Here is a 20,965-nt window from a genome sequence, read left to right as displayed (position 1 = left end):
CGAACGGCCCTTCCGCCGCCGATGCCGGTAGCGCGCCCGTCCCGGGCCGCGGCGGGCGTGGTCGTACCCGGCGCGTTGTTCGGCTGGGTGTCGGGCTGAGTGTGCTGGCGCTGGCCGCGACCGCCTGTCAGGAGCCGAGATTCGGCTTCCCCGGCGGCGCGACCGTGCAGAGCCACCGCATTCTGAACCTGTGGCAGGGATCGGCCATCGCGGCGCTCACCGTCGGTGTGATCGTCTGGGGCCTGATCTTCTACGCGATCATCGCGTTCCGGAAGCGGTCCGAGGCGCTGCCGCGGCAGGTCCGGTACAACCTCCCCGTCGAGGTGCTGTACACGATCGTGCCGTTCGTGGTCGCCGTCGGGCTGTTCTACTACACGGCGCGGGACGAGACCAAGATCGACCATCTGTCGAAGAACCCGGACGTCACGGTGAACGTGGTCGGCTTCCGGTGGAACTGGCAGTTCCGGTACATGGACACCGGCAAGAACGGCGGCAACCTCGTCGAGGTCACCGGCCAGCCGGGCGTGCCCGCGGTGCTGGAGATTCCCGAGGGCCGGACCGTGCGTTTCGTGCTCACGTCGCCGGACGTCATCCACTCGTTCTGGGTGCCCGAGTTCCTGTTCAAGCGGGACGTCATCCCGGGCCGCATCAACCAGTTCGAGGTGACGCCGGACAGCACCGGCACGTTCATCGGCCGGTGCGCCGAGCTGTGCGGCCAGGGGCACGACCAGATGAACTTCTACGTGAAGGTCGTCCCGGCCGCCGAGTACGACAAGTTCATCAGCGAGCGTGAGACGGCCACCGCCACGGCCGCCGGTGCGCCCGCGCTCACCGCCGGCACCACCACCGGGAGCGGACAGTGACACTTGTCCACGAGCCGCCGGTCGGGCATGCGGAGCCCCCGGCGCACCACGAGCCGCCCAAGGCGATGAACACGCTCCTGGGCTACCTGCGGACGACGTCCCACAAGGACATCGCCATCATGTACTTCCTGGCGTCGTTCGGGTTCTTCGCGTTCGCCGGCATCCTCGCGTTGTGCATGCGCGCGGAGCTTGCCCGCCCCGGCCTGCAGTTCTTCTCGAACGAGCAGTACGACCAGCTGTTCACGATCCACGGCACGCTGATGCTGCTGATGTTCGCGACGCCGCTGGCCTTCGCGTTCGCCAACTACCTGATCCCGCTGCAGATCGGCTCGCCGGACGTCGCGTTCCCGCGGCTGAACGCACTGTCGTTCTGGCTGTTCCTGTTCGGCAGCCTGACGGTCGTCGCGGGCTTCCTGACGCCGGACGGCGCGGCGGCCTTCGGCTGGTTCGCGTACGCGCCGCTGTCGAACGCCACCTACTCGCCGGGCGTCGGCGGTGACCTGTGGGTGCTGGGCCTGGCCACCTCGGGAATGGGCACCATCCTCGGTGCTGTCAACATGATCACCACGATCCTTTGCCTGCGGGCCCCGGGTATGACGATGTTCCGGCTGCCGATCTTCTGCTGGAACTTCCTGGTGACGTCGATCCTGGCACTGGTGGCCTTCCCGCCGCTGGCCGCCGCGCTGTTCGCGCTGGAGGCTGACCGCCGGTTCGGCGCGCACATCTTCGACCCGGCCAACGGTGGCGCGATCCTCTGGCAGCACCTGTTCTGGTTCTTCGGGCATCCCGAGGTCTACATCATCGCCCTGCCGTTCTTCGGGATCATCACCGAGGTGCTGCCGGTCTTCTCCCGTAAACCGCTGTTCGGCTACAAGGGCCTGGTGTTCGCCACCATCGGCATCGGCGCCCTGTCGATCTCGGTGTGGGCGCACCACATGTTCGTCACCGGCGCCGTCCTGCTGCCGTTCTTCGCGTTCCTGTCGTTCCTCATCGCGGTGCCGACGGGCGTGAAGTTCTTCAACTGGATCGGCACGCTGTGGCGGGGCTCGCTCACCTTCGAGACACCGATGCTGTTCAGCCTCGGCTTCCTGGTGACGTTCCTGTTCGGCGGCCTGACCGGCGTCCTGCTGGCCAGCCCCCCGATCGACTTCCACGTCTCCGACAGCTACTTCGTCGTCGCCCACTTCCACTACGTGGTGTTCGGGTCGGTCGTGTTCGCCGCCTATGCCGGCGTCTACTTCTGGTTCCCGAAGGTCACCGGGCGGCTGATGGACGAGCGGATCGGCAAGGTCCACTTCTGGACGCTGTTCTTCGGGTTCCACCTGACGTTCCTGGTGCAGCACTGGCTGGGCATCAAGGGCATGCCGCGCCGGATCGCCGACTACAGCCCGAGTGACGGGTTCACCACCCTGAACACGGTCTCGACGGCGGGCGCCTTCTTCCTGGCGCTGTCCACGCTGCCGTTTGTGTGGAACCTGTGGCACTCGTACAAGCACGGCAAGATCGTCCAGGTCGACGACCCGTGGGGCTTCGGCAACTCGCTCGAATGGGCGACGTCCTGCCCGCCGCCGCGGCACAACTTCCTCTCGCTGCCGCGTATCCGCTCCGAGCGCCCGGCGTTCGACCTGCACTACCCGGCGATCGCGGCGGAGGCCCTCGAACGGCAGCGCGCCGCCGCGGAGCTCATCAGCGCCAAGGGGGCCGCGACATGAGGGTTGAGGGGTACGTCTTCAGCATCTTCGGCGTCTTCGCGGTGATCGTCGACGTCATCTACTGGATCTACTCGAAGGACCCGACGGGCACGGCCGCGCTGGCCCTGACCGCCGGCATGGGCTTCCTGGTGGGCTTCTACCTGCTGTTCACCGGTAAGCGGATCGGGATGCGCCCGTCGGACCTTGCGGACGCCGAGGTCGCGGACGGCGCGGGCGAGCTCGGGCACTTCACCCCGGGCAGCTACTACCCGTTCTTCATCGCGGCCAGCGCCACGGTGCTGGTCTCGGGGTTCATCTTCGGCATCTGGCTGTGCTTCATCGGCGGCCTGATGACCGTGTTCTTCGCGACCTGCCTGGTCTTCGAGAACTTCATTCACCCGCCGGTCCCGGAGGACTAGGACGGGGCCCGGTACGACGAAGGCGTGGCCGGCGGTACGGGAGTCCCGTACCGCCGGCCACGCCCTGTTCTGCTGGGAAGTCTCAGTCCTGGAAGCGCAGCGCGGCCTCGGCGACCTGCTCGAACATCGCGGGGCGCAGCGCGGCGCCCTCCCGGCGCACCCCGTCCGGGTCGAGGACGAGCAGCCGGTCGAGCCGGACCTCGCTGGGGCGTCCCTCGCGGTCCCAGCCGCCGGTGCCGACGTCCATCCAGTGCCGGCCGTGGCGGGCCTCCTGCTCGGCGTCCCGGTCGTGGTCCTTGCTGGTCAGCATCAGGCCGAGCAGCCGGTCACCCCGGGCGCCGATCAGCAGCACCGGCCGGTCCTTGCCCTGGCTGGGGTCCTCCTCGAACGGCACCCAGGCCCACACCACCTCGCCCGGGTCGGGCTTCCCGTCCCGTTCGGGCTCGTACACGATCTCGTCCCGCAAGTCCCCGATCATGCCCCGAGCGTAGCGGCGGCGGGCCCGGGGCGGTTCGACGCGGGTGTCGTCAGCGCAGGCTGAGGTCGGCGATGAGTGACCGGCGGGTGGCGCCCTTGATGGCGGTCGAGTCGCTGTAGGCCTCGTGGTCGACGGCCAGCTCGACGGTCACCGCTGGGTCGCGGAACTTGTCCCGCTGCTCGTCGTTCAGCGGGAACCGGAACATGTGCACCGAGACGGTCTCGCTCGGGACGTTGAGGTCCTCGTCGGGGCCGCGGATCTCCTCGGCGGCGACGGTCTCGCCGTCGATCTCCAGCGAGAGGGCGTTCTGCAGGCCGGCCAGGTGCCGCAGTTCGTCGCGGACCGACTCGGTGTTCCGCAGCTCGATGAACATCGTCGCGGTCAGCGAGTGGCTGGTCGGCATCAGGCGGCCGTAGACCTCGACCTCGTGCTCGACGTCGGCCGGGTCGGTCAGCCGCTCGGTGTAGACCATCTCCTGCACCTGGTAGCGCAGCGTCGCCTGGTTCTCGAACTCGAAGACGAGGATGTCGCCGACCCGGACGCGCCGCTCGGCCCGGACCGGGATCATGCGCTTGCGCGCCTCGGCGCGCCCGGCCGCGTACGCCTGATGGTCGGTCGTGATGTCCTGGACGGTCAGCGTCATCGGTAACCCCCTGGTTCAGGTGATTCGGTCCAGCGTCCCAGGCGGACGGCTTATCGCCCAGGGGAGTTCCTGCCCAGCCGTGGCCGCCAGGGAAGGCGCGGGCCGGGGCTCCGGACGCCGGCGGCCAGGCGCGGCCGCCGGGCCCGAGATGCCCCGGCCCGGGTGGGTGCTGTGCCGGCCGGCCGCGCGGGCCGGCGCCGGCGGGTGGTGGTGCCGTCAGCGGTGGTGCTGGCTCAGGCGTCGGCCTCGGCGAGGACGGCGTCCAGGGCCTTCTGGAACCGGCCGGCGTGGGTCTTCTCGGCCCGGGCCAGCGTCGCGAACCAGTCGGCGATCTCCTCGAAGCCCTCCTCGCGGGCGTCCTTGGCGAAGCCCGGGTACATCGCGGTGAACTCGTAGGTCTCACCGGCGACGGCGGAGGCCAGGTTCTTGGGGGTGTCGCCGACCGGCTGGTCGGTCGCCGGGTCGCCGACCTCGGCCAGGAAGTCCATGTGGCCGAAGGCGTGGCCGGTCTCGCCCTCCGCGGTGTCGCGGAACAGCGAGGCGGCGTCGGTCAGGCCCTCGATGTCGGCGCGGCGCGCGAAGTACAGGTAGCGGCGGTTCGCCTGGCTCTCGCCGGCGAAGGCCTCCTTGAGGTTCGTGTGGGTCTTGGTGCCTTCGAGCTTGGGCATGCGTGCTCCTCGGTCGAGTTGGACGTTGCGCCCGGTGGGGCCCACGGAGGTCGTCAGGCGCCGCCGGGTGAACCGGGGTGAGAGCCACCGGCCAGGCCGTCCGTGCAGTCCGGGCACAGGCCACGGAACTGCAGGTCGTAGCCGGTTATGGAGAAGCCCGAGTTCCGGGCGATCTCCGCCACCATCCCGCTGGGGATGGGGTGGTCGATGTCGGCCGCGCGCCCGCAGCGGTCGCAGACCGCGTGGTCATGGCGGTCGGTGTTGGCGTCGTAGCGGGCGGCGGCCCCGGCGCCGAGGTTGAGCTCCAGGGCGTGGCCGGTGGAGACCAGCAGCGCGAGCGAGCGGTAGACGGTGGCGCTCCCGATGCCGGGAGCCACCGCGCGGACCCGCTCGTAGACCTCGGCCGCGGTCGGATGGTCGTGCGCCGACCGCAGCACCGCCAGCACGGCGGCGCGCTGCCGGGTCAGCCGCAGCTCCTGCTGTTCCGGCACGCGTCACCGTCCTTCGGCACCGAGATGGCCAGACCGCGCTGGCCAGGTCCGCTCTGGGCGGACTGAGACGTTCTGAGAACGAGTCTCAGTATCGATCCGGGAACGGAGCGATGGCAAACTCAGGGCGGTGTGACCTGGGTCGCGAGGCGCGCCGACGGCGGGATGATCCGCAGGTGGGCAGACCGTACCGCGCTCGGTCCGATACCCTCGCACCGGACTCCCCGTCGTCGTGGCGTGCACCACGCCTGCCGGCCGCGGACACCTTAGAGCCGTCCGGGGCAGCGCGCCGTGCGTGGCAGAGCGCCGCCCGCGGCGGAGCGCCGCCCGCCGCCCACCGCGGCGGTACCTCGAAGCGAAAGGCCGCGAGGACATGAGCACCGTCCTGGTGTACGCCGACCGCGCCGACGTGCGCGCGCGCGTCAAGGCTGCCATCGGCACCCTCCCCGACCCGCGGCTCGGCGAGATCGAGTTCGTCGACGTGGCCGACGGCCGCGACCTGCTGGCCGCCGTCGACCACGGTGAGGCCGACCTCTGCGTCCTCGACGCCGAGGCGACCCCGGAAGGCGGGATGGGGCTGTCCCGCCAGCTCAAGAACGAGATCACCGGCTGCCCGCCTACCCTGCTGCTGGTCGCCCGCGCGGACGACCGGTGGCTCGCTACCTGGTCGCTCGCCGACGCGGTGGTGACCCACCCGGTCGACCCGGACGAGCTGACGGCCGCGGTGGTCGAGCTGCTGCTGGCCCGCGCGGCCGGCGCCCCGGTGCGCCGGCCCGTCACCTACGCCTCGCACGCCGCGATCACACCATGACCGGCTCGGCGGCCACGGACGCCGAACCGCTCGTCCAGACGGCCGGCCACACCTGGCCCGACCTGCTGCAGCCGCTCATCGACGGCAAGGACCTGGCCGCCGACCAGACCGCCTGGGCAATGAACCAGATCATGTCCGGCGTCGCGACGAACGCCCAGATCGCCGGGTTCGTCACCGGGCTGCGGGCCAAGGGCGAGACGGCCGCCGAGATCGGCGGTCTGGTCGCGTCCATGCTCGAGTTCGCGCTGCCGGTGCGGGCGGACGCCGCGCTGCTGGACGCCGCCGTCGACACGTGCGGGACGGGCGGCGACCGGTCGCACACCGTCAACCTGTCGACGATGGCCGCCGTGGTCGTGGCCGCTCTCGGGGTGCCGGTCGTCAAGCACGGCAACCGGGCGTCCTCGTCGTCCTGCGGTTCGGCCGACCTGCTGGAGGAGCTCGGCGTCGTCATCGACCTGGCGCCGGACGGTGTCGCGCGGACCCTGACCGAGGTCGGGATCACCTTCTGCTTCGCCAGGACCTTCCACCCCGCGATGCGCTTCGTCGCCGCCGTCCGCTCGGAGCTGGCTGTTCCGACGGCCTTCAACATCCTCGGCCCGCTCACCAACCCGGCCCGGCCCGGCGCCCAGTCGATCGGGGTAGGCCACGCGCCGCTCGCCCCGGTCGTGGCTCAGGTGCTGGCCGACCGGGGCACCAGGGCGCTGGTGTTCCGGGGCGACGACGGCCTCGACGAGCTCAGCCCGTGCGCGCCCTCGACGATCTGGGCGGCGAACGAGGGCGAGTTGCGCACCGAGCGGTTCGACCCGCGTGACGTCGGCATCGACGTGCCGGACCGGGACGCGCTGCGCGGCGCGGACGCGCGGTTCAACGCCGGCGTGGCTCGCGCGGTGTTCGCCGGCAAGCAGGGGCCGGTACGGGACGCGGTACTGCTCGCCGCGGCCGCGGCGCTCGTCGCTGCGGCCGGGCCGGCCGCAGCGACGATCACCGAGCAGATCCGCGGGCAGCTCGACCGGGCCGCCGGGGCGCTGGACTCCGGCGCCGCGGCCGCGCTACTGGAGCGCTGGGTGACCGTCAGCCGCGCCGTTGTGCCGGTCTCCTGACGCCACACCTTCGCGCTCCTGGACCCGACACCCCTCCCGGGCCTGTCAGGCCCGCCACGACAGCCTCCCCGCCACGCGCGGGGAGGCTGTCCCGTTCCCGGGTGTGCCGCTCGGCCGTGGGGCCGCCAATGGCCGCTCGCCGCACGTCGGAGGGCTGTTGCCGGACTGGTGGAGGAGTGAGTCCCGGCACATCTCGGGCCGGCCGGGCACAAGGGCCGGCCGGTCGGTCGTCGCGAGCCGCCGCGTGCCTGCGTTCGACGGGCGGGAGACCCTGCGGTTGACGGGTTCTGAGGATTTTTCCCACGTCGTGCCGCCGCTGGGTGAGCGGCGGCGGGCGGCGGGTGGGTGGGGTGTTGAGGGGTGTCCGGCGGGCGTCCGGAGGTCTTCTACGGCCCGTAGGAGCTAGCCGGACGGGTCCTCGACGGGCCGTAGTCCTACCGAACGTCGAACCTTCGGTGGCGCTTGCGTCGGGGCGTGCCAGAATGACCAGCGTGGCCACGGCACCCGTCCTTGAGAAGGCTCCACCGCCACATCCCATGTCCAACCGCCCGTCGATGGTCTCGGTTGGCACCGTGGTGTGGCTGTCGTCGGAGCTGATGTTCTTCGCGGCATTGTTCGCGATGTTCTACACGATCCGTTCGGTGAACAGCGGTAACTGGCCGCCTGTCACCGGCGACCCGAAGGGCTCGGGCATCGGCCCGGTGCACCTGCACGTCGTCTACGCGCTGATCTTCACGATCATCCTGGTGCTGTCCAGCGTGACGTGCCAGCTGGGCGTCTTCGCCGCCGAGCGTGGCGACGTGTACGGGCTGCGCCGCTGGTACACGATCTCGTTCCTGATGGGCCTGACCTTCGTCATCGGCCAGGCGAACGAGTTCTTCCGGGAGAACGAGTTCGGGCTGAACTCGCACGCGTACGGCTCGGTGTACTACCTGACCAGCGGCTTCCACGGTCTGCACGTGATCGGTGGTCTGATCGCGTTCCTCATGGTTCTGGCCAGGTCTACCTTCGGCCGCTACACGCCGGAGAAGGCCACTACCGCGATCGTCGTGTCGTACTACTGGCACTTCGTCGACGTCGTCTGGATCGGCCTGTTCGCGACCATCTACCTCCTCCAGTGAGCGACATGACTGCATCTCACGAGCTGACCCCGCCCGAGGGCGCCTCCGCGGCGGCTGACCCGGGTGTCGTCCCCGAGCTGGTGGACGAGCTGAGCGGGCCGGTCGAGACGGAAGCCACCGAGCCGGTGGACGCCCTCGTCCCCGAGCTCGCGGACGCCGACGACGAGCTGGACGCCGACGACGAGGACGACCCGGTCGCCGAGCGGCCCGTCCGCGTGCCCGGCCGGCTCGCCCCGCGTACCCGCCGGTCCCGGCCGGTCAGCGTCAAGCGCCGGCGGCGCTCGTCCGCGCTCGTCCTGTCGCTCGCCCTCCTCGCGACGGGCGTCCTGTGGTCGGTGCTGGCCCCTAGCGGCAACGCGGCGGACCCCACCGAGAGCGAGGCCGTCCGCAACGGCCAGGCGCTCTACCTGCAGGGCTGCTCGACCTGCCACGGGCTCAACGCCGCCGGCACCCAGTCCGGCCCGAGCCTGATCGGCGTCGGCTCGGCCGCGGTCGACTTCCAGATGTCGACCGGGCGGATGCCGCTCGCCGGCGCCGCCGCGCAGGCCAAGCGCAAGGACCCGAGCTACTCGCAGACCCAGATCGACCAGATCGCGGCCTACATCCAGACGATGGGCGGCGGTCTCGAGAAGCCGACCATCACGCAGAAGGAGCTCGCGGACGCCGACATGGCCTTCGGTGGCGAGCTCTACCGGTCGAACTGCGCGCAGTGCCATCAGGTCGCCGGGCAGGGCGCTCCGCTGACGTACGGCAAGTACGCGCCGGCGCTGACCAACGCAACCCCTGAGCAGATCCTCGAGGCCATGCGGGTTGGCCCCGAGTCGATGCCCGTCTTCGGGCAGGGCCAGCTCGACGACAACAGCGCCAAGGCGATCGCCGCGTACATCGTGGCCAGCCGTGACGCCACGAGCCCCGGCGGTGACAAGCTGGGCGCCTACGGCCCGGTCCCCGAGGGCCTGTTGGCGATCCTCGTCGGCATCGGTGGCCTGCTCGGCGTGTGCCTGTGGATCGGAGCGAGGCAGAAGGTATGAGCGAGCACGAGACTCCCGCCGCTGGCGGCGGGAGCGTCTTCGACCGGGTGAAGCGCCCGGCCGGTGGCGGCTCGGCGGGCGGTGACCGGCAGGAGGTGCTCGCCACCCCGCCGGCGCCGACCGACTCCACCCAGCTGGAGGAGCACACCGCCTGGCGGCCCGGGGACGTCGCGCACCGGGCTCCGCGCGCCGAGGACGTGGACCGCCGCGCCCAGCGCCGCTCCGAGCGGCTGATCGCGGTCTGGTTCGCCCTCTCGGTGATCGGCACGCTCGGCTTCATCGTCTGGAACTTCGTCGGAGACAAGCACAGCGGCAACTACACGCCGCTGCTTGGCCTCTCGCTCGGGCTGGCGCTCGGTGGCCTGGGCGTCGGCATGATCCTCTGGGCGAAGCGGCTGATGCCGCACGTACACGCCGTCCAGGACCGCCACGGGTTCAAGAGCACCGAAGAAGAGACCGCCGTCCTCGAAGAGGAGATGGCGCTCGGCTGGGTCGACATGGGCCTCGGCCAGCACAAGCTGCTGCGCCGTAGCCTGCTCGGCGCCGGCACGGTCCTCGGTGGCCTCCTCGTCGTCCCGCTGCTGAACCTGACGAACTCCAAGCCGGGCAAGAAGCTTGACCACACCCACTGGGTGAAGGGCGCGCGGATGGTCACCAGCGAGGGCCGGTTCGTCAAGCTGGGCGACATCTCCATCGGCGGAATCGAGACGGTGTTCCCGGCGCTCCCGGTCACCGACGCGAGCGGCAACAAGACGTTCGCGCCGCAGCTCGACCTGGCGACGAAGGGCGACAGCACCACGATCCTGGTCCGCATGGAGCCCGGCCTGAACAAGCCGCGGCCCGGCCGGGAGACCTGGGACATCAACGGCCTGGTCGCCTACTCCAAGATCTGCACGCACGCTGGCTGCCCGGTCAGCCTCTACGAGCAGCAGACCCACCACCTGCTCTGCCCGTGCCACCAGTCGGTGTTCGACGTGCCGGACGGCTGCCGCGCGATCTTCGGCCCGGCCAGCCGGTCGCTGCCGCAGCTCGCGCTCGGCGTCGACGGTGAGGGCTTCCTCATCGCCCGGGACGGCGACTACACCGAGCCCATCGGGCCCGCGTTCTGGGAGCGTTCATGACGACGACGACCGGGCCGGTCGGGCCCTCGGCGCCGGCCCCCAAGTTCGAGAAGCGGCCGAGCCCGGTCCGCAAGGCCAACCGGGCCGTGGACGAGCGGTTCCACACCCAGCGGGCGCTGCGCGAGAACCTGAACAAGGTCTTCCCGGACCACTGGTCGTTCATGATCGGTGAGATCGCGCTCTACAGCTTCATCATCCTGCTGCTGACCGGCATCTACCTGACGCTGTTCTTCGACCCCAGTAACAGCGAGGTCGTGTACAACGGCTCGTACATCCCGCTCAAGGGCGTGGAGATGAGCCGGGCGTACGCGTCGACGCTGGACATCAGCTTCGACACCCGGGCCGGCCTGATCTTCCGGCAGATCCACCACTGGGCCGCACTGCTGTTCGTCGCGTCGATCATCGTGCACCTGTTCCGGGTGTTCTTCACCGGGGCGTACCGCAAGCCGCGTGAGATCAACTGGCTGATCGGCGTCGGCCTGCTGGTGCTGGGCACCCTGGAGGGCTTCGCCGGCTACTCGCTGCCGGACGACCTGCTCTCCGGCACCGGTCTGCGGATCGCGGCGTCGATCGCCCAGTCGATCCCGGTGATCGGCACCTGGGCGTCGTTCCTGGTGTTCAACGGGGAGTGGCCGGGCAACGACCTTCTGCCCCGGCTCTACGTCGTGCACATCCTGCTGGTGCCCGGTCTGCTGCTCGCCCTGATCGGCGCACACCTCGGCATCCTCTGGTTCCAGAAGCACACCGACTTCCCGGGCCCCGGCAAGACCGAGGACAACGTCGTGGGCCACCGGGTCTTCCCGGTGTTCGCGGTGAAGTCCGGCGCGTTCTTCATGATGGTCTTCGCGATGCTGGCCCTGCTGGGTGGTCTCGCGCAGATCAACCCGATCTGGATTTTCGGGCCGTACGACCCCTCGAAGGTGTCCTCCGCGTCGCAGCCTGACTTCTACATCGGCTTCCTTGACGGCTCAACCCGCCTGATGCCGCCCTGGGAGTTCCGCGGGCTCGGGCATACCATCCCCGCGGTCTTCTGGCCGACGGTGGTCCTGCCAGGCATCCTGTTCACGCTGCTGGCGCTGTGGCCGTGGCTCGAGTCGATGTTCACCGGCGACCGCGAGTCCCACAACCTGCTGCAGCGACCGCGGGACAACCCGACCCGCACCGGTATCGGCATGATGTCGATCAGCTTCTACCTGGTGCTGTTGATCTCCGGTGGCAACGACGTCATCGCGAAGACGTTCAGCATCTCGCTGAACGCGATGACGTGGGCCGGCCGTGTCGGGCTCATCATCGTGCCGCCGATCACGTACGTGGCGACGAAGAAGCTGTGCCTCGGGCTCCAGAAGCGCGACCACGACATCGCGCATCACGGCATTGAGACCGGCATCATCCGCCAGCTGCCGACCGGTGAGTTCGTCGAGGACCACCGGCCCAAGCTGCCGCCGGTCTCGGACTACCCGCAGGTCCCGACGCACCGGTTCGAGCTGCCGGGGCCGGGCGACCACTCCGACGGCAACGGAGACGGCAAGGGCGGCAGCCTGGCCACCAAGGCCCGCAAGGCCGTCACCGGCTTCTTCGTCGAGGAGACGCCCGGCGACGACGAGCCGGCGGGGGACGCCCCGGTGGGCGGCGCCCACCACTAGCCCGGCCAGCACCACCTGGTCCGCGCGGAGCGAACCGGCCCGTCTCGGGCCCGGCCCGCTTCGAGGACGCAGCCACCCGAGGGAGGTAGGCCCAGATTGGGCCTACCTCCCTCGGCCTTTCCAGCGGAAGCCAGTCCTCGAGCCTGCCGTTGTCGTTGATCGCGGTTCCAGCCCTCCGGCGGTCGTAGGCGGAGGCGGACCGCAACCATCCGGGGGCATAGACGGCGATCAACGGCCGTCCCCCCCTCGTACGTGGAAGCGAGCTGACCGTGGCGTTCCCGGCGCTGGCATCCGGCGGGCGCCCTACTGGTGGCCGGGGCTGCGTGGGTGACCTGGCTGGTGGACGGTGCGTTCGACGGGCTCCCGGCGCTCCACGGGCTGGGGTGGCTGGGGCAGCTCGGTGGCGGCCCGGTGCGCGCTCGCGGCCGGCCAGGCCCAGGTGCCGGTGAGCTGGACGAGCCGGGCGCCGGGACTGCCCAGCCAGCGCTCGATCCGCTCCATCTCCTCGACGGTCGCCGCCGGGGTTGGCCCGGGCCCCGGCCGCACCGTCTCGGCGGTGGCCACGACCGCGTCGACCCACGGGCGGGGGTCGATCCCGCGGGCGACCGTCGCGGCCGCCGCGAGCCGGCCGTGCCTGACGACCGCGAGGTCCCAGCCGCGCTCGGCCGTGGGGACGGCGCCGATCAGCTCGGGGACAGCACCGAGCGCCTCCAGCCGCTGCTGGCGCGCGGCGGCGCGGACGAACGCCACCATCCGGTCGCGCACCAGCGCCGCGTCCTCGAACCGGGTCTGCTCCGCCAGCCGGGTGATCCGCGCACTGGCAGCCGCGATGACCAGCGCCGGGTCGCCGGTCATCGCCTCCCGGGCCGCGGCGACGAGCTCGCCGTACTCGTCCGTCGACTGCCGGCCGTCGCAGGGAGCGCCGCACCTGCCCAGGTCGGCCAGGGCGCACGCCGGGCTGTCCGCGCGCGGGGAGAGCCGGCCGCCGCACCGGCGCAGGGCCACCGCCTCCAGCAGGCCGTCGCCGGCCAGCTCCGCGCCGCCCACGCCGCCGAACGGGCCGAGGTAGGTGCCGCCGTCGGCGCGGACCTGGCGCACCCTCGCGAGGCGGGGGAACGGCTCGTCGGTCAGCCGCAGGAAGACGACCCGCTCGGGGAACCGGGAGCGCCGGTTGTAGGGCGGCTTGTGCTCGGCGATGAGGCGCAGCTCCCGGACCTCGGCCTCGAGGGCGTGCGCGCACGCGATCGCGTCCACGCGCTCGGCGGCGGCGACCATCTCGGCCATCCGGGTTCTGGTCTCGCTGGCGGTGAAGTAGGTGCGGACTCTGGCCCGGACGGAGGCCGACTTGCCGACGTAGAGGACCCGCCCGGTGGCGTCCCGGAAGACGTAGACGCCGGGACCGGTGGGCAGGTCGTCGGCCAGCACCCGTTTCCCGCGCTGGGCGGGGGAGACCCGGGTGCTGTAGGCGTGGACGTCCTCCAGGGTGGTCACGCCGAGACTGCCGAGCCGTTCGAACAGGCCGTGCAGCACGTCCACGGTGGCCCGGGCGTCGGACAGCGCCCGGTGGTTCGGCTCGGTGCGGGCCCGGAACAGCCGGGCGAGCGAGGAGAGCTTGTTGTTGGGGCTCTCGTCCCGGGTGACGATCCGGCGGGCCAGCCGGGCGGTGTCGAGGTGTTCCCAGACCGGCACCGGGTAGCCCACGCGTTCGCAGGCGGCCTTGAGAAAGCTCAGGTCGAAGCCGGCGTTGTGCGCGACCAGCACGGTGCCCCGGATGAACTCCAGGAACGCGGGCAGCACCTCGGCCAGTGGTGGGGCGGTCGCCAGCATCGCGTCGGTGATGCCGGTCAGCACCGTGATGAGCGGCGGTATGCCCGTCGAGGTGCGGACCAGGGTCGCGAACTCGGCGACTACCTCGCCGCCGAGCACCTTCACCGCACCGAACTCGGTGATCTCGGCGGTGGTCGGCCCGGTGCCGGTGGTCTCCAGGTCGAACACGACGAACGTGACGTCCCGCAGCGGCCGGCCCAGCTCGTCGAAGCTGCCCTGCCGGCCAGCCACCTCGGCCCGCGGCGACCCGTCGGGCCTGGGGCCGGGCGCGGCCGAGCGGGAGCCTGGTGACGCTGCGGGAGCCGAGAGCGCGGGGCTCGGCGCGGCGAGATCGGGAGACACACGGCGAACGTAGTGACCAGGTCCGACAGTCCGGGCATCCGCACGGCGCCCGGCACCCCGCCGGTCGCCCGGCGTCGCCCAGCCGGCGCCCTAGCCGAAGGGGCGGGAGAAGCCGGCGGGACCTGCGGTGATGACGCGGAACTCGTTGCCCTCGGGATCGGCGAGCAGGTACCCGGCCTCGCCGGCTGCCTCCAGCCGGCGCACCCGCCTGGCGCCCAGGGTGGCCAGCCAGCCGGCGACCCGCTCGGCGTCCACCGCGTACAGGTCGAGCTGGAGGCGGTTGCGCGCGGGACCCAGCTTGCGGACCTGGCGCAGCAGCAGCTTCGGCCCGGCGCTCGCCGGGTGGCGCAGCTCGGCGCTGTCCCCGCCGCGGCGGGCGACCTCGTACCCGAGCGCCCGCGACCAGAACCGGATCATTCGGTCGACATCCACGCAGTCGACCCCGACGCGCGCCACTCTAAGCCCGTGAGTCTCAAACCCGGCCACCCGCGCATGATGCCGCATTGCGGGTGTCTTGGCTCACCGGTGGTCGGCGTGTTGTGAACCCGTCACGGAAACGAACGCTGCGCGACCGGCTCCGGGCCGCGCGCCGGGAGATCGACGATGTCGGCGGCTCGATAGGGTCCACGCCATGCCGACTATCTTCACCCGGATCATCAACAGGGAGCTGCCGGGTCGGTTCGTCTACGAGGACGAGCACTCGGTCGCGTTCCTGACCATCGCGCCGATCCGCCCGGGCCACACGCTCGTCGTGCCGCGCCTGGAGGTCGAGCACTGGATCGACCTGCCGGACGGGGCGCAGCGGGACCTGTGGAGCGCCGCCTCGAAGGTCGGCCGGGCGATCCAGGAGGCGTTCCAGCCGCGCCGGGTGGCCGCGATCATCGCGGGCCTGGAGGTGCCGCACACGCACGTCCACCTGATCCCGATCGAGAGCGAGAAGCAGCTCGACTTCAGCCTCGCGGACCCGAACTCCTCGGCCGAGCAGCTCGACGAGGCCGCCGCCCGGATCAGGGCTGCGCTCGCCTGACCCGAAGCGCGGGGCTCCCGGAACGGCACAGGGCCGGCGGGCGACGCGACGGTGTCGCCCGCCGGCCCTGCGCTGAGCGGGACGGGCCCGGGCGCCAGGCCCGGACCGAGTCGGGTCAGTACCGGTAGTTCGCCCGCGACGTGGCGAACAGTGGCTCCCAGTACACGAGGTGGTTGTCCGACGGCACATCGAAGACGATGTTGCCGGTGACCTTCTGCCCGGCCGCGAGGTCGTCCGCGTTCAGCTGCGAGCCGACGGTGTCGTAGGTGGCGTCGTAGCGGGTGCCGTCCGGCGTCTGGCCGAAGAAGCTCAGCGGGTAGACGTTGGCCTTGCCGACGATCATCTCGACGGTGAAGTTCGCGACCACGAACAGCCCGTTCTCTGGCGCGTCGCCGTAGCTCTCCACCGGGGCAGTGGTGGAACAGAGGCTGTTCAGCGTGATCCGTGCCGTATAGGTGCTGATGTCGGTGTCGGCGTCACCCTTCACGGTCGCCGTCTGCCCGATGTCGTAGACGCCCGCGGGCGCGCCTCCGGCCGGCGGGCTCAGCTTCGTGCAGCCGGGCGGCGCGGTGGTGTGCGCGACGAGTGGCGGGGTTGCCGGCTGCTGGCCGCCCGGCGTCGCGCCGCCGCCACCCGGGATCGCGATCGCCGATGATCCCAGCGCGACCGGCGTGTCCTTGTGCCCGCCGCCATGCACCGCGAGCGCGATGACGATGCCGAGCACGATCGCGGCCACCGCGGCCAGCGCTGAGATGAGGATGACGCCGTTGCGGTTCGACTTGGGCGGCTGCTGGCCCGGCATCTGCTGGCCCGGCCAGTTCGGCCCGCCGGCTGGCGGGTAGCCCGCCTGGTCGTGTCCCGGCTGCTGGTAGCCCTGCTGGGGGTAGCTGGGCTGGGCGTACCCGGGCTGGGCGTACCCGGGCTGGGTGTAGCCGGGCTGGGTGTAGCCGGGCTGCTGCGGCTGGGCGTACCCACCCGGGTAAGGCGTGGACTGCGGCATCGCGCCGGGCGGCGGTGTGCCCGGCGACTGCTGCGGGTAACCGGTGGGCTGCGGGTAGCCGGTGGGCGGGGGAGTCCCCTGCTGGGGGTAGCCGGACTGGCTGTACCCGCCGGAGGACGGCCACTGGCCGGGAGTAGGCGCGGGGGGCTGGCCCGGCGTCACAGGCGGGGGAGTCTGGCCGGGCGGGGTAGGCCAGCCGGGAGACTCGGCCTTGGTGGTGGGCATCGCCTGCCAGTCCGGCGCCGGGGTGGCCTGCGGCCAGCCACCGCCGGCCGGGGGGCTGCCGTCCGCTGGGTACGGGGGGTTCTGGTCGCTCACGACGTTCCTCTCGTAGCACACCCCGCTGCCAGAAAACGGAGCAATCGAGGATGAATACCCCGAGATTACAGAAGTCGATGATCCGGCCCAGAAATGGCCGGCAAGAGCGCTATTCCGATGACATAACCCGTGAATGTGGTGTTCTGTGGGGTGTCGCTTGTGCGGAGGTGTCCCACCCGTTCACCAGCTGGTCCTGCGGAGTGATGGGTGAGGTGGTTGTCGTGGGGGCCGCGCCCGCCCGCGCCGGTCGTCGAGCCCGCCCGGCTGGTGCGGAATGGTGATGGTTCATGACTGGCAGTGACGGTTGCGAGGTCGGGCTAGGCTGGAGCGCTGCCACCCGTTCCCGCGCAGGGGAGAATCCGCACAGTGCCCGTCGCCCCGCTCACCGACCGCCGAGCCGCTCCGCCGGACGCCGGGTGAGTGAGCCGCTGCCGGCGGAGGTGCGTTCCCAGGTCGTCGCCTTCGCCGCCGACACGCTCGCCGGCCTCGAGGATGCCGAGGTGCCGTCGAGCCTGGTCGCGGTGCGCAGGTTCACCCCCGCACGGCGGCCCCGCCAGGGCGCGGTGCCGCTCGCGGCGGCCGTCGAGCATGACGCTCTGTTCCGCGGCCGGGTCGCGGACTGGGTCCGGCGGACCCAGCCGGGCCTGGCCGAGGCGGTCACCTCCGCCGACGGGCCACCGGCCGCCGCGCCGCCGGCGGCGGTGGCCGCTGTCGCCTTCGTGCTGCGCCAGCCCGGTTGGGAGACCCTGGTCGCCGCGGCCGCCGACTCGTCCGCGCAGGCCGCCATGTCGGCTCGGGTCGACGCGGCGTCCCGCGAGGTGGGCCGGCTGACCGAGGCGCTGGCCGCCGTGCAGGAGAACGGCCGGGCCGAGCGCGAGCAGCTGCGCGAGCAGCTGGCCGCCAGCCGCGGCGAGCTCGACGACCTGCGCCGGCGGATGCGTGGCGCGTCCGAGCGGGTCCGGCGGGCGGAACAGTCCGCTCAGGACGAGATTGCGGCCGCGGTCGCCGACCGGGACGCGGCCCGCGTCGCGACGCGCACCGCCGAGGCCGAGACCCGCCGGCTGCGGGCCCGGGTCGGCGAGCTGGAGACGGCCCTCGCCGCGGCCCGCCGCGAGGGGCGCGACGCCCGCAGCCTCGACGATGCCCGGCTGCGGGTCCTGCTCGACACGCTGATGGGGGCGGCGAACGGCGTTCGCCGGGAGCTCGGCCTGCCGAGCACGGTGCTGCGCCCGGCCGACCTGTGCGCACCGGCCGACGGCCAGCCGCGCGACGCGCTGGCGGCCGTCGGGACCAGCGGCCGTCCGGACGACGATCCGACGATCATCGACGTCGTGCTGAGCATTCCCGGCGTTCATCTGATCATCGACGGCTACAACGTCACCAAGCGCGGCTACGGGACGCTCACCCTCCAGGCGCAGCGGGTTCGGCTGCTCGCCGGTCTCGGCCCACTCGCCGGGCGCGCGTCGGACGTCGAGATCACGGTGGTGTTCGACGCGACCGCGGTCGCGAGCCGGCCGGTCGGGGTGACGGCGCCGCGCGGCGTGCGGGTGCTGTTCAGCCGCCTTGGGGAGCTGGCCGACGAGGAGATCGTCCGCCTGGTCCGGGCCGAGCCGCCCGGCCGGCCGGTCGCCGTCGTGACCTCCGACCGGGAGGTCGCCGAGACGTGCGCCGCCGCCGGCGCCCGCGCCGTTCCGTCGGCGGCGTTGCTCGCCCGCCTCGAGCGCTGACGAGCGGCCGCCGGCCCGAAACTGTCGGACCACCCGTCTAGTGTCCGCGACAGTGCGCTACGGACAACGGAGGGTGAGCGCGATGCTGATCGACTGTGACACCTGCTCGGCTCGCGGGGACGCCTGCTCGGACTGCGTGCTTTCCGTGCTTCTTGCTCCGCCTCCCGTCGTCGAGTGGGACGAGGACGAACGGCGGGCGCTCGCGTTGCTCGCCGACGCGGGCCTGCTGCCCCGGCTGCGGCTGGTATCCCCGCTCGATGTCGTTCCTACCGCCGGGCCGGCGGCCGAGCAGATCGTGCCGGCGGAGCCGGCCGCGCCGTCGCAGCAGGCGATTCCGCTGGGGGAGCCGTTCACGCCCGGCCCGCGCCAGCGGACCCGGCCGGCCCGCCGTCCCGACGCGGCCGGGCCCGGCCGGCGCCCTCGCCGCGCCGGTTGATCGGGCGGGCCGGCCGGTTCGGCGCGCTGCTGGCGTTCGCGGCCGCCGTTCTGCTGGGCGCCGGGTGCGCGGGGTGCGCCGGGCGGCCGGCGGCGCCGGCCGGACCCACCGGCCCGGTGACCGTTCGGGCGGACGCCGACGTGCCCGCAGACTGGGTCGCGCGGGTCCGCGTGGACGTGGCCTCGGCGGTCGGCGGCGTCGCCGGAGTGCTGCCAGGAAGCTGGGCGCGCTCGGTGGACGTGCGGCTGATGGCCTCGGACGACCGGCTGCGGGCGGAGGCGGGCTGGGTGAAGGGCGGCCCGGCGGGGACGGTCGCCGCGGTCGCGGTGCTGCCGCTGCCCAGCGCGGGCGCGGCGTCGTCGTCCGCGCTGACCGAGGGCCACGGCCGGCTGGTCGTGGATCTTGACGTCTATCGGCGGCTCACCGGGGACGGGCGGCGGATCGTGCTGCGCCACGAGCTGACCCATCTGGCGACGGCGGCCGAGACCCCGGCCGGGATGCCCGTCTGGCTGGTGGAGGGCTTCGCCGAGGAGGTCGGTCACGAGGGCGCGGCTCCCGGGCTGACGGTCGACCAGGCGGCCGCGGAGCTCGCCGCCGAGGTACGGGCCGGACGGGTGCCGACGGCGCTGCCGGCCGACGCCGCCTTCGACGGCTCCGACGGGCGGCTGGCCCAGACCTACCAGGAGGCATGGCTGGCGTGCCGGCTGCTTGCCGAGCGCCTCGGCCTCGCGGGGCTCGCCCGCTTCTACCGGGACGTCGGCGCCCGGCTCGCCGCGCCGTCACGGTCACCGGTCGCGGCGGGGGCAGCGGGTGACGCCGCGGTGGCGGACGCGCTGCGGTCCGAGGCAGCGCTGAGCTGGCCAGCGTTCGTCGCCGACTGGCGTGCCTACCTGACGGCCGTGCTGGGCAGCCCGGCGCGCGGCGCCCCAGGGACCTGAGCGGGCGGGCCGTCGCGGCCGTGCGGAGGTCGTTGGACCCGGCGCGGACGGGGCGGGCGATCGGCCCACGCTGACGGTGCGGGAGCATGGGGCCATGCGGGTGCTGGTGGTGACCAACGACTTTCCGCCTCGTCCGGGCGGCATCCAGGCGTTCGTGCACAATTTCGCGAGCCGGCTGCCCGCCGAGGACGTCGTCGTCTACGCACCCGCGTGGAAGGACTCCGAGGCGTTCGATGCGGCCCAGCGCTTCCTGATCATCCGGCACAAGACGTCGCTGATGCTGCCAACCGCCGGCGTGCTGCGCCGGGCCCGCGAGATCGCCAGGGCCGAGCGGTGCGACGCCCTCTGGTTCGGAGCGGCCGCCCCGCTCGGCCTGCTCGGTGGGCCGCTGCGCTCGTCGACCGGCATAGAGCGTGTCGTCGCCAGCACCCATGGCCACGAGGTTGGCTGGGCCGCGCTCCCGGGCGCCCGCCAGACGCTGCGCCGGATCGGCGCGACGACCGACGTCGTCACCTACCTGGGCGACTACACCCGCGCCCGGATCGGCCCGGCGTTCGGCCCGCGCCCGCGGCTGGAGCGGCTGCCGAGCGGGGTCGACGCGGAGCTGTTCCGGCCCGGGGCCGGCCGGGACGAGATCCGTGCCCGGCACGGCCTGACCGGGCGCCGCGTCGTCGTCTGCGTCAGCCGCCTGGTGCCGCGCAAGGGCCAGGACATGCTGATCCGGGCGCTGCCCGGCTGGCGGCGGCGCTACCCGGACACCGCGCTGCTCCTCGTCGGCGGCGGGCCTTACCGGTCCGACCTCGGCCGGCTCGCCCGGGAGCACGACGTCGCCGACCACGTGGTCTTCACCGGCTCGGTGCCCTGGGAGGAACTGCCGGCGCACTACGCGGCCGGCGACATCTTCGCGATGCCCTGCCGGTCCCGGCTGGCCGGCCTGGAGGTGGAGGGCCTGGGGATCGTCTACCTGGAGGCGTCGGCCACCGGGCTGCCCGTCGTCGCCGGCGACAGCGGTGGGGCTCCCGACGCCGTCCTCGAGGGCCGCACCGGCCTCGTCGTCGACGGCCGCCGGCTCGACGACGTCGCGGCCGCCGTCGCCGGCCTGCTCGACGACCCGGCCCGGTGCCGCTCGATGGGCGCGGCGGGCCGGGCCTGGGTCGAGCTGACCTGGCGGTGGGACCTGCTGACCAAGGGCCTGGCCGAGTTACTCACCCCGGCCTCCGAGCCACCCGGCTGAGACCAGGCCGGCGCAGGCCAGCCCGGCCGGCGGCGCCGG

General features: G+C 72.5%; 21 protein-coding genes. 14 read left to right on the top strand and 7 right to left on the bottom strand.

Going from position 1 to position 20,965, the window contains the following annotated elements:
• The first annotated feature begins 101 nt into the window (after positions 1–101).
• The 3 genes from ctaC to FRADC12_RS03760 are packed head-to-tail and all read left to right on the top strand — an operon-like array spanning position 102 to position 2,973.
• Positions 102–863, top strand: a complete 762-nt coding sequence (ctaC, locus tag FRADC12_RS03770; RefSeq protein ID WP_502685224.1) for an aa3-type cytochrome oxidase subunit II — start codon at positions 102–104, stop codon at positions 861–863.
• Positions 860–2,575: an aa3-type cytochrome oxidase subunit I gene (gene ctaD / locus FRADC12_RS03765; RefSeq protein WP_045875571.1), complete on the top strand. Its 1,716-nt coding sequence runs from the start codon at positions 860–862 to the stop codon at positions 2,573–2,575. The genes ctaC and ctaD overlap by 4 nt, the downstream gene beginning before the upstream one ends.
• Positions 2,572–2,973, top strand: a complete 402-nt coding sequence (locus FRADC12_RS03760; protein WP_045875570.1) for a cytochrome c oxidase subunit 4 — start codon at positions 2,572–2,574, stop codon at positions 2,971–2,973. The genes ctaD and FRADC12_RS03760 overlap by 4 nt, the downstream gene beginning before the upstream one ends.
• An 82-nt stretch (positions 2,974–3,055) precedes the next feature.
• On the opposite strand, the gene FRADC12_RS03755 is transcribed toward FRADC12_RS03760, so the two are convergent.
• The 4 genes from FRADC12_RS03755 to FRADC12_RS03740 form a co-directional block, all read right to left on the bottom strand.
• Positions 3,056–3,451, bottom strand: coding sequence for a type II toxin-antitoxin system PemK/MazF family toxin (locus FRADC12_RS03755; RefSeq protein WP_045875569.1), 396 nt, complete (start codon positions 3,449–3,451; stop codon positions 3,056–3,058).
• A gap of 49 nt (positions 3,452–3,500) precedes the next feature.
• Entirely contained in the window at positions 3,501–4,094 is a 594-nt protein-coding gene (locus FRADC12_RS03750) for a DUF3501 family protein (protein WP_045875568.1), read from the bottom strand.
• A gap of 233 nt (positions 4,095–4,327) precedes the next feature.
• Entirely contained in the window at positions 4,328–4,762 is a 435-nt protein-coding gene (locus FRADC12_RS03745) for a rubrerythrin family protein (protein ID WP_045875567.1), read from the bottom strand.
• 53 nt (positions 4,763–4,815) lie between these two features.
• Positions 4,816–5,253 (bottom strand): Fur family transcriptional regulator, encoded by a 438-nt coding sequence (locus FRADC12_RS03740; RefSeq protein ID WP_045875566.1) that lies wholly within the window; start codon positions 5,251–5,253, stop codon positions 4,816–4,818.
• Positions 5,254–5,623: 370 nt separating this feature from the next.
• Between FRADC12_RS03740 and FRADC12_RS03735 the strand changes: the two genes are divergently transcribed.
• The 6 genes from FRADC12_RS03735 to qcrB all read left to right on the top strand — a co-directional run bounded on the left by FRADC12_RS03735 (position 5,624) and on the right by qcrB (position 12,077).
• The gene (locus tag FRADC12_RS03735) at positions 5,624–6,061 is read left to right on the top strand and encodes a response regulator (protein WP_045875565.1); all 438 of its coding nucleotides are present in this window, start codon (positions 5,624–5,626) and stop codon (positions 6,059–6,061) included.
• Positions 6,058–7,161, top strand: a complete 1,104-nt coding sequence (gene trpD, locus FRADC12_RS03730) for an anthranilate phosphoribosyltransferase (RefSeq protein WP_045875564.1) — start codon at positions 6,058–6,060, stop codon at positions 7,159–7,161. Before FRADC12_RS03735 ends, trpD begins: the two co-directional genes overlap by 4 nt.
• A gap of 482 nt (positions 7,162–7,643) precedes the next feature.
• Positions 7,644–8,282 carry an aa3-type cytochrome oxidase subunit III gene (gene ctaE / locus FRADC12_RS03725; protein ID WP_045875563.1) on the top strand — a complete coding sequence of 213 codons (639 nt, stop codon included), beginning with the start codon at positions 7,644–7,646 and terminating at the stop codon, positions 8,280–8,282.
• A 5-nt stretch (positions 8,283–8,287) separates the two neighbouring features.
• Positions 8,288–9,313, top strand: coding sequence for a cytochrome bc1 complex diheme cytochrome c subunit (qcrC, locus tag FRADC12_RS03720; protein ID WP_232303595.1), 1,026 nt, complete (start codon positions 8,288–8,290; stop codon positions 9,311–9,313).
• Positions 9,310–10,434, top strand: coding sequence for a cytochrome bc1 complex Rieske iron-sulfur subunit (qcrA, locus tag FRADC12_RS03715; protein ID WP_045875562.1), 1,125 nt, complete (start codon positions 9,310–9,312; stop codon positions 10,432–10,434). Before qcrC ends, qcrA begins: the two co-directional genes overlap by 4 nt.
• Positions 10,431–12,077 (top strand): cytochrome bc1 complex cytochrome b subunit, encoded by a 1,647-nt coding sequence (gene qcrB, locus FRADC12_RS03710; protein WP_045875561.1) that lies wholly within the window; start codon positions 10,431–10,433, stop codon positions 12,075–12,077. Before qcrA ends, qcrB begins: the two co-directional genes overlap by 4 nt.
• 303 nt (positions 12,078–12,380) lie before the next feature.
• Here qcrB and FRADC12_RS03705 read toward each other — a convergent pair whose 3' ends face one another.
• Positions 12,381–14,246 (bottom strand): DEDD exonuclease domain-containing protein, encoded by a 1,866-nt coding sequence (locus FRADC12_RS03705; protein WP_045875560.1) that lies wholly within the window; start codon positions 14,244–14,246, stop codon positions 12,381–12,383.
• Between the two features lie 90 nt (positions 14,247–14,336).
• Positions 14,337–14,750 (bottom strand): VOC family protein, encoded by a 414-nt coding sequence (locus FRADC12_RS03700; RefSeq protein WP_045875559.1) that lies wholly within the window; start codon positions 14,748–14,750, stop codon positions 14,337–14,339.
• A gap of 127 nt (positions 14,751–14,877) precedes the next feature.
• On the opposite strand from FRADC12_RS03700, the gene FRADC12_RS03695 reads away from it, so the two are divergent.
• Positions 14,878–15,273, top strand: a complete 396-nt coding sequence (locus tag FRADC12_RS03695; RefSeq protein WP_045875558.1) for an HIT family protein — start codon at positions 14,878–14,880, stop codon at positions 15,271–15,273.
• Between the two features lie 115 nt (positions 15,274–15,388).
• Here the strand turns inward: FRADC12_RS03695 and FRADC12_RS03690 are convergent, their stop codons facing one another.
• Positions 15,389–16,591, bottom strand: coding sequence for a DUF4352 domain-containing protein (locus FRADC12_RS03690; RefSeq protein WP_045875557.1), 1,203 nt, complete (start codon positions 16,589–16,591; stop codon positions 15,389–15,391).
• Between the two features lie 416 nt (positions 16,592–17,007).
• Here FRADC12_RS03690 and FRADC12_RS03685 point away from each other — a divergent pair, with 416 nt between their 5' ends.
• The 4 genes from FRADC12_RS03685 (at position 17,008) to FRADC12_RS03670 (ending at position 20,926) form a co-directional block, all read left to right on the top strand.
• Positions 17,008–18,318 (top strand): NYN domain-containing protein, encoded by a 1,311-nt coding sequence (locus tag FRADC12_RS03685; RefSeq protein ID WP_045875556.1) that lies wholly within the window; start codon positions 17,008–17,010, stop codon positions 18,316–18,318.
• Between the two features lie 82 nt (positions 18,319–18,400).
• Positions 18,401–18,754, top strand: coding sequence for a hypothetical protein (locus FRADC12_RS03680; RefSeq protein ID WP_045879045.1), 354 nt, complete (start codon positions 18,401–18,403; stop codon positions 18,752–18,754).
• Complete coding sequence (locus tag FRADC12_RS28050) at positions 18,751–19,692, top strand: hypothetical protein (RefSeq protein ID WP_052710668.1); 942 nt, start codon at positions 18,751–18,753, stop codon at positions 19,690–19,692. Before FRADC12_RS03680 ends, FRADC12_RS28050 begins: the two co-directional genes overlap by 4 nt.
• 94 nt (positions 19,693–19,786) lie before the next feature.
• Complete coding sequence (locus tag FRADC12_RS03670) at positions 19,787–20,926, top strand: glycosyltransferase family 4 protein (RefSeq protein WP_045875555.1); 1,140 nt, start codon at positions 19,787–19,789, stop codon at positions 20,924–20,926.
• Positions 20,927–20,965: the final 39 nt, after the last annotated feature.

The sequence above is a fragment of the Pseudofrankia sp. DC12 genome (assembly GCF_000966285.1).
Lineage (GTDB): Bacteria > Actinomycetota > Actinomycetes > Frankiales > Frankiaceae > Pseudofrankia.
The sequence above is the reverse complement of the archived record's forward strand: the minus strand, read 5'-3'. Positions and strand labels throughout refer to the sequence as shown.

Bases quoted from the DNA above. Each gene is read 5' to 3' on its own strand.
- qcrC (WP_232303595.1), top strand. From the start codon at position 8,288: ATGACTGCATCTCACGAGCTGACCCCGCCCGAGGGCGCCTCCGCGGCG.
- FRADC12_RS03760 (WP_045875570.1), top strand. From the start codon at position 2,572: ATGAGGGTTGAGGGGTACGTCTTCAGCATCTTCGGCGTCTTCGCGGTG.
- qcrB (WP_045875561.1), top strand. From the start codon at position 10,431: ATGACGACGACGACCGGGCCGGTCGGGCCCTCGGCGCCGGCCCCCAAG.
- qcrA (WP_045875562.1), top strand. From the start codon at position 9,310: ATGAGCGAGCACGAGACTCCCGCCGCTGGCGGCGGGAGCGTCTTCGAC.
- FRADC12_RS03750 (WP_045875568.1), bottom strand. From the start codon at position 4,094: ATGACGCTGACCGTCCAGGACATCACGACCGACCATCAGGCGTACGCG.
- FRADC12_RS03745 (WP_045875567.1), bottom strand. From the start codon at position 4,762: ATGCCCAAGCTCGAAGGCACCAAGACCCACACGAACCTCAAGGAGGCC.
- FRADC12_RS03680 (WP_045879045.1), top strand. From the start codon at position 18,401: ATGCTGATCGACTGTGACACCTGCTCGGCTCGCGGGGACGCCTGCTCG.
- FRADC12_RS03755 (WP_045875569.1), bottom strand. From the start codon at position 3,451: ATGATCGGGGACTTGCGGGACGAGATCGTGTACGAGCCCGAACGGGAC.
- trpD (WP_045875564.1), top strand. From the start codon at position 6,058: ATGACCGGCTCGGCGGCCACGGACGCCGAACCGCTCGTCCAGACGGCC.
- FRADC12_RS03735 (WP_045875565.1), top strand. From the start codon at position 5,624: ATGAGCACCGTCCTGGTGTACGCCGACCGCGCCGACGTGCGCGCGCGC.
- FRADC12_RS03700 (WP_045875559.1), bottom strand. From the start codon at position 14,750: ATGCGGCATCATGCGCGGGTGGCCGGGTTTGAGACTCACGGGCTTAGA.
- FRADC12_RS03670 (WP_045875555.1), top strand. From the start codon at position 19,787: ATGCGGGTGCTGGTGGTGACCAACGACTTTCCGCCTCGTCCGGGCGGC.
- ctaE (WP_045875563.1), top strand. From the start codon at position 7,644: ATGACCAGCGTGGCCACGGCACCCGTCCTTGAGAAGGCTCCACCGCCA.
- FRADC12_RS03695 (WP_045875558.1), top strand. From the start codon at position 14,878: ATGCCGACTATCTTCACCCGGATCATCAACAGGGAGCTGCCGGGTCGG.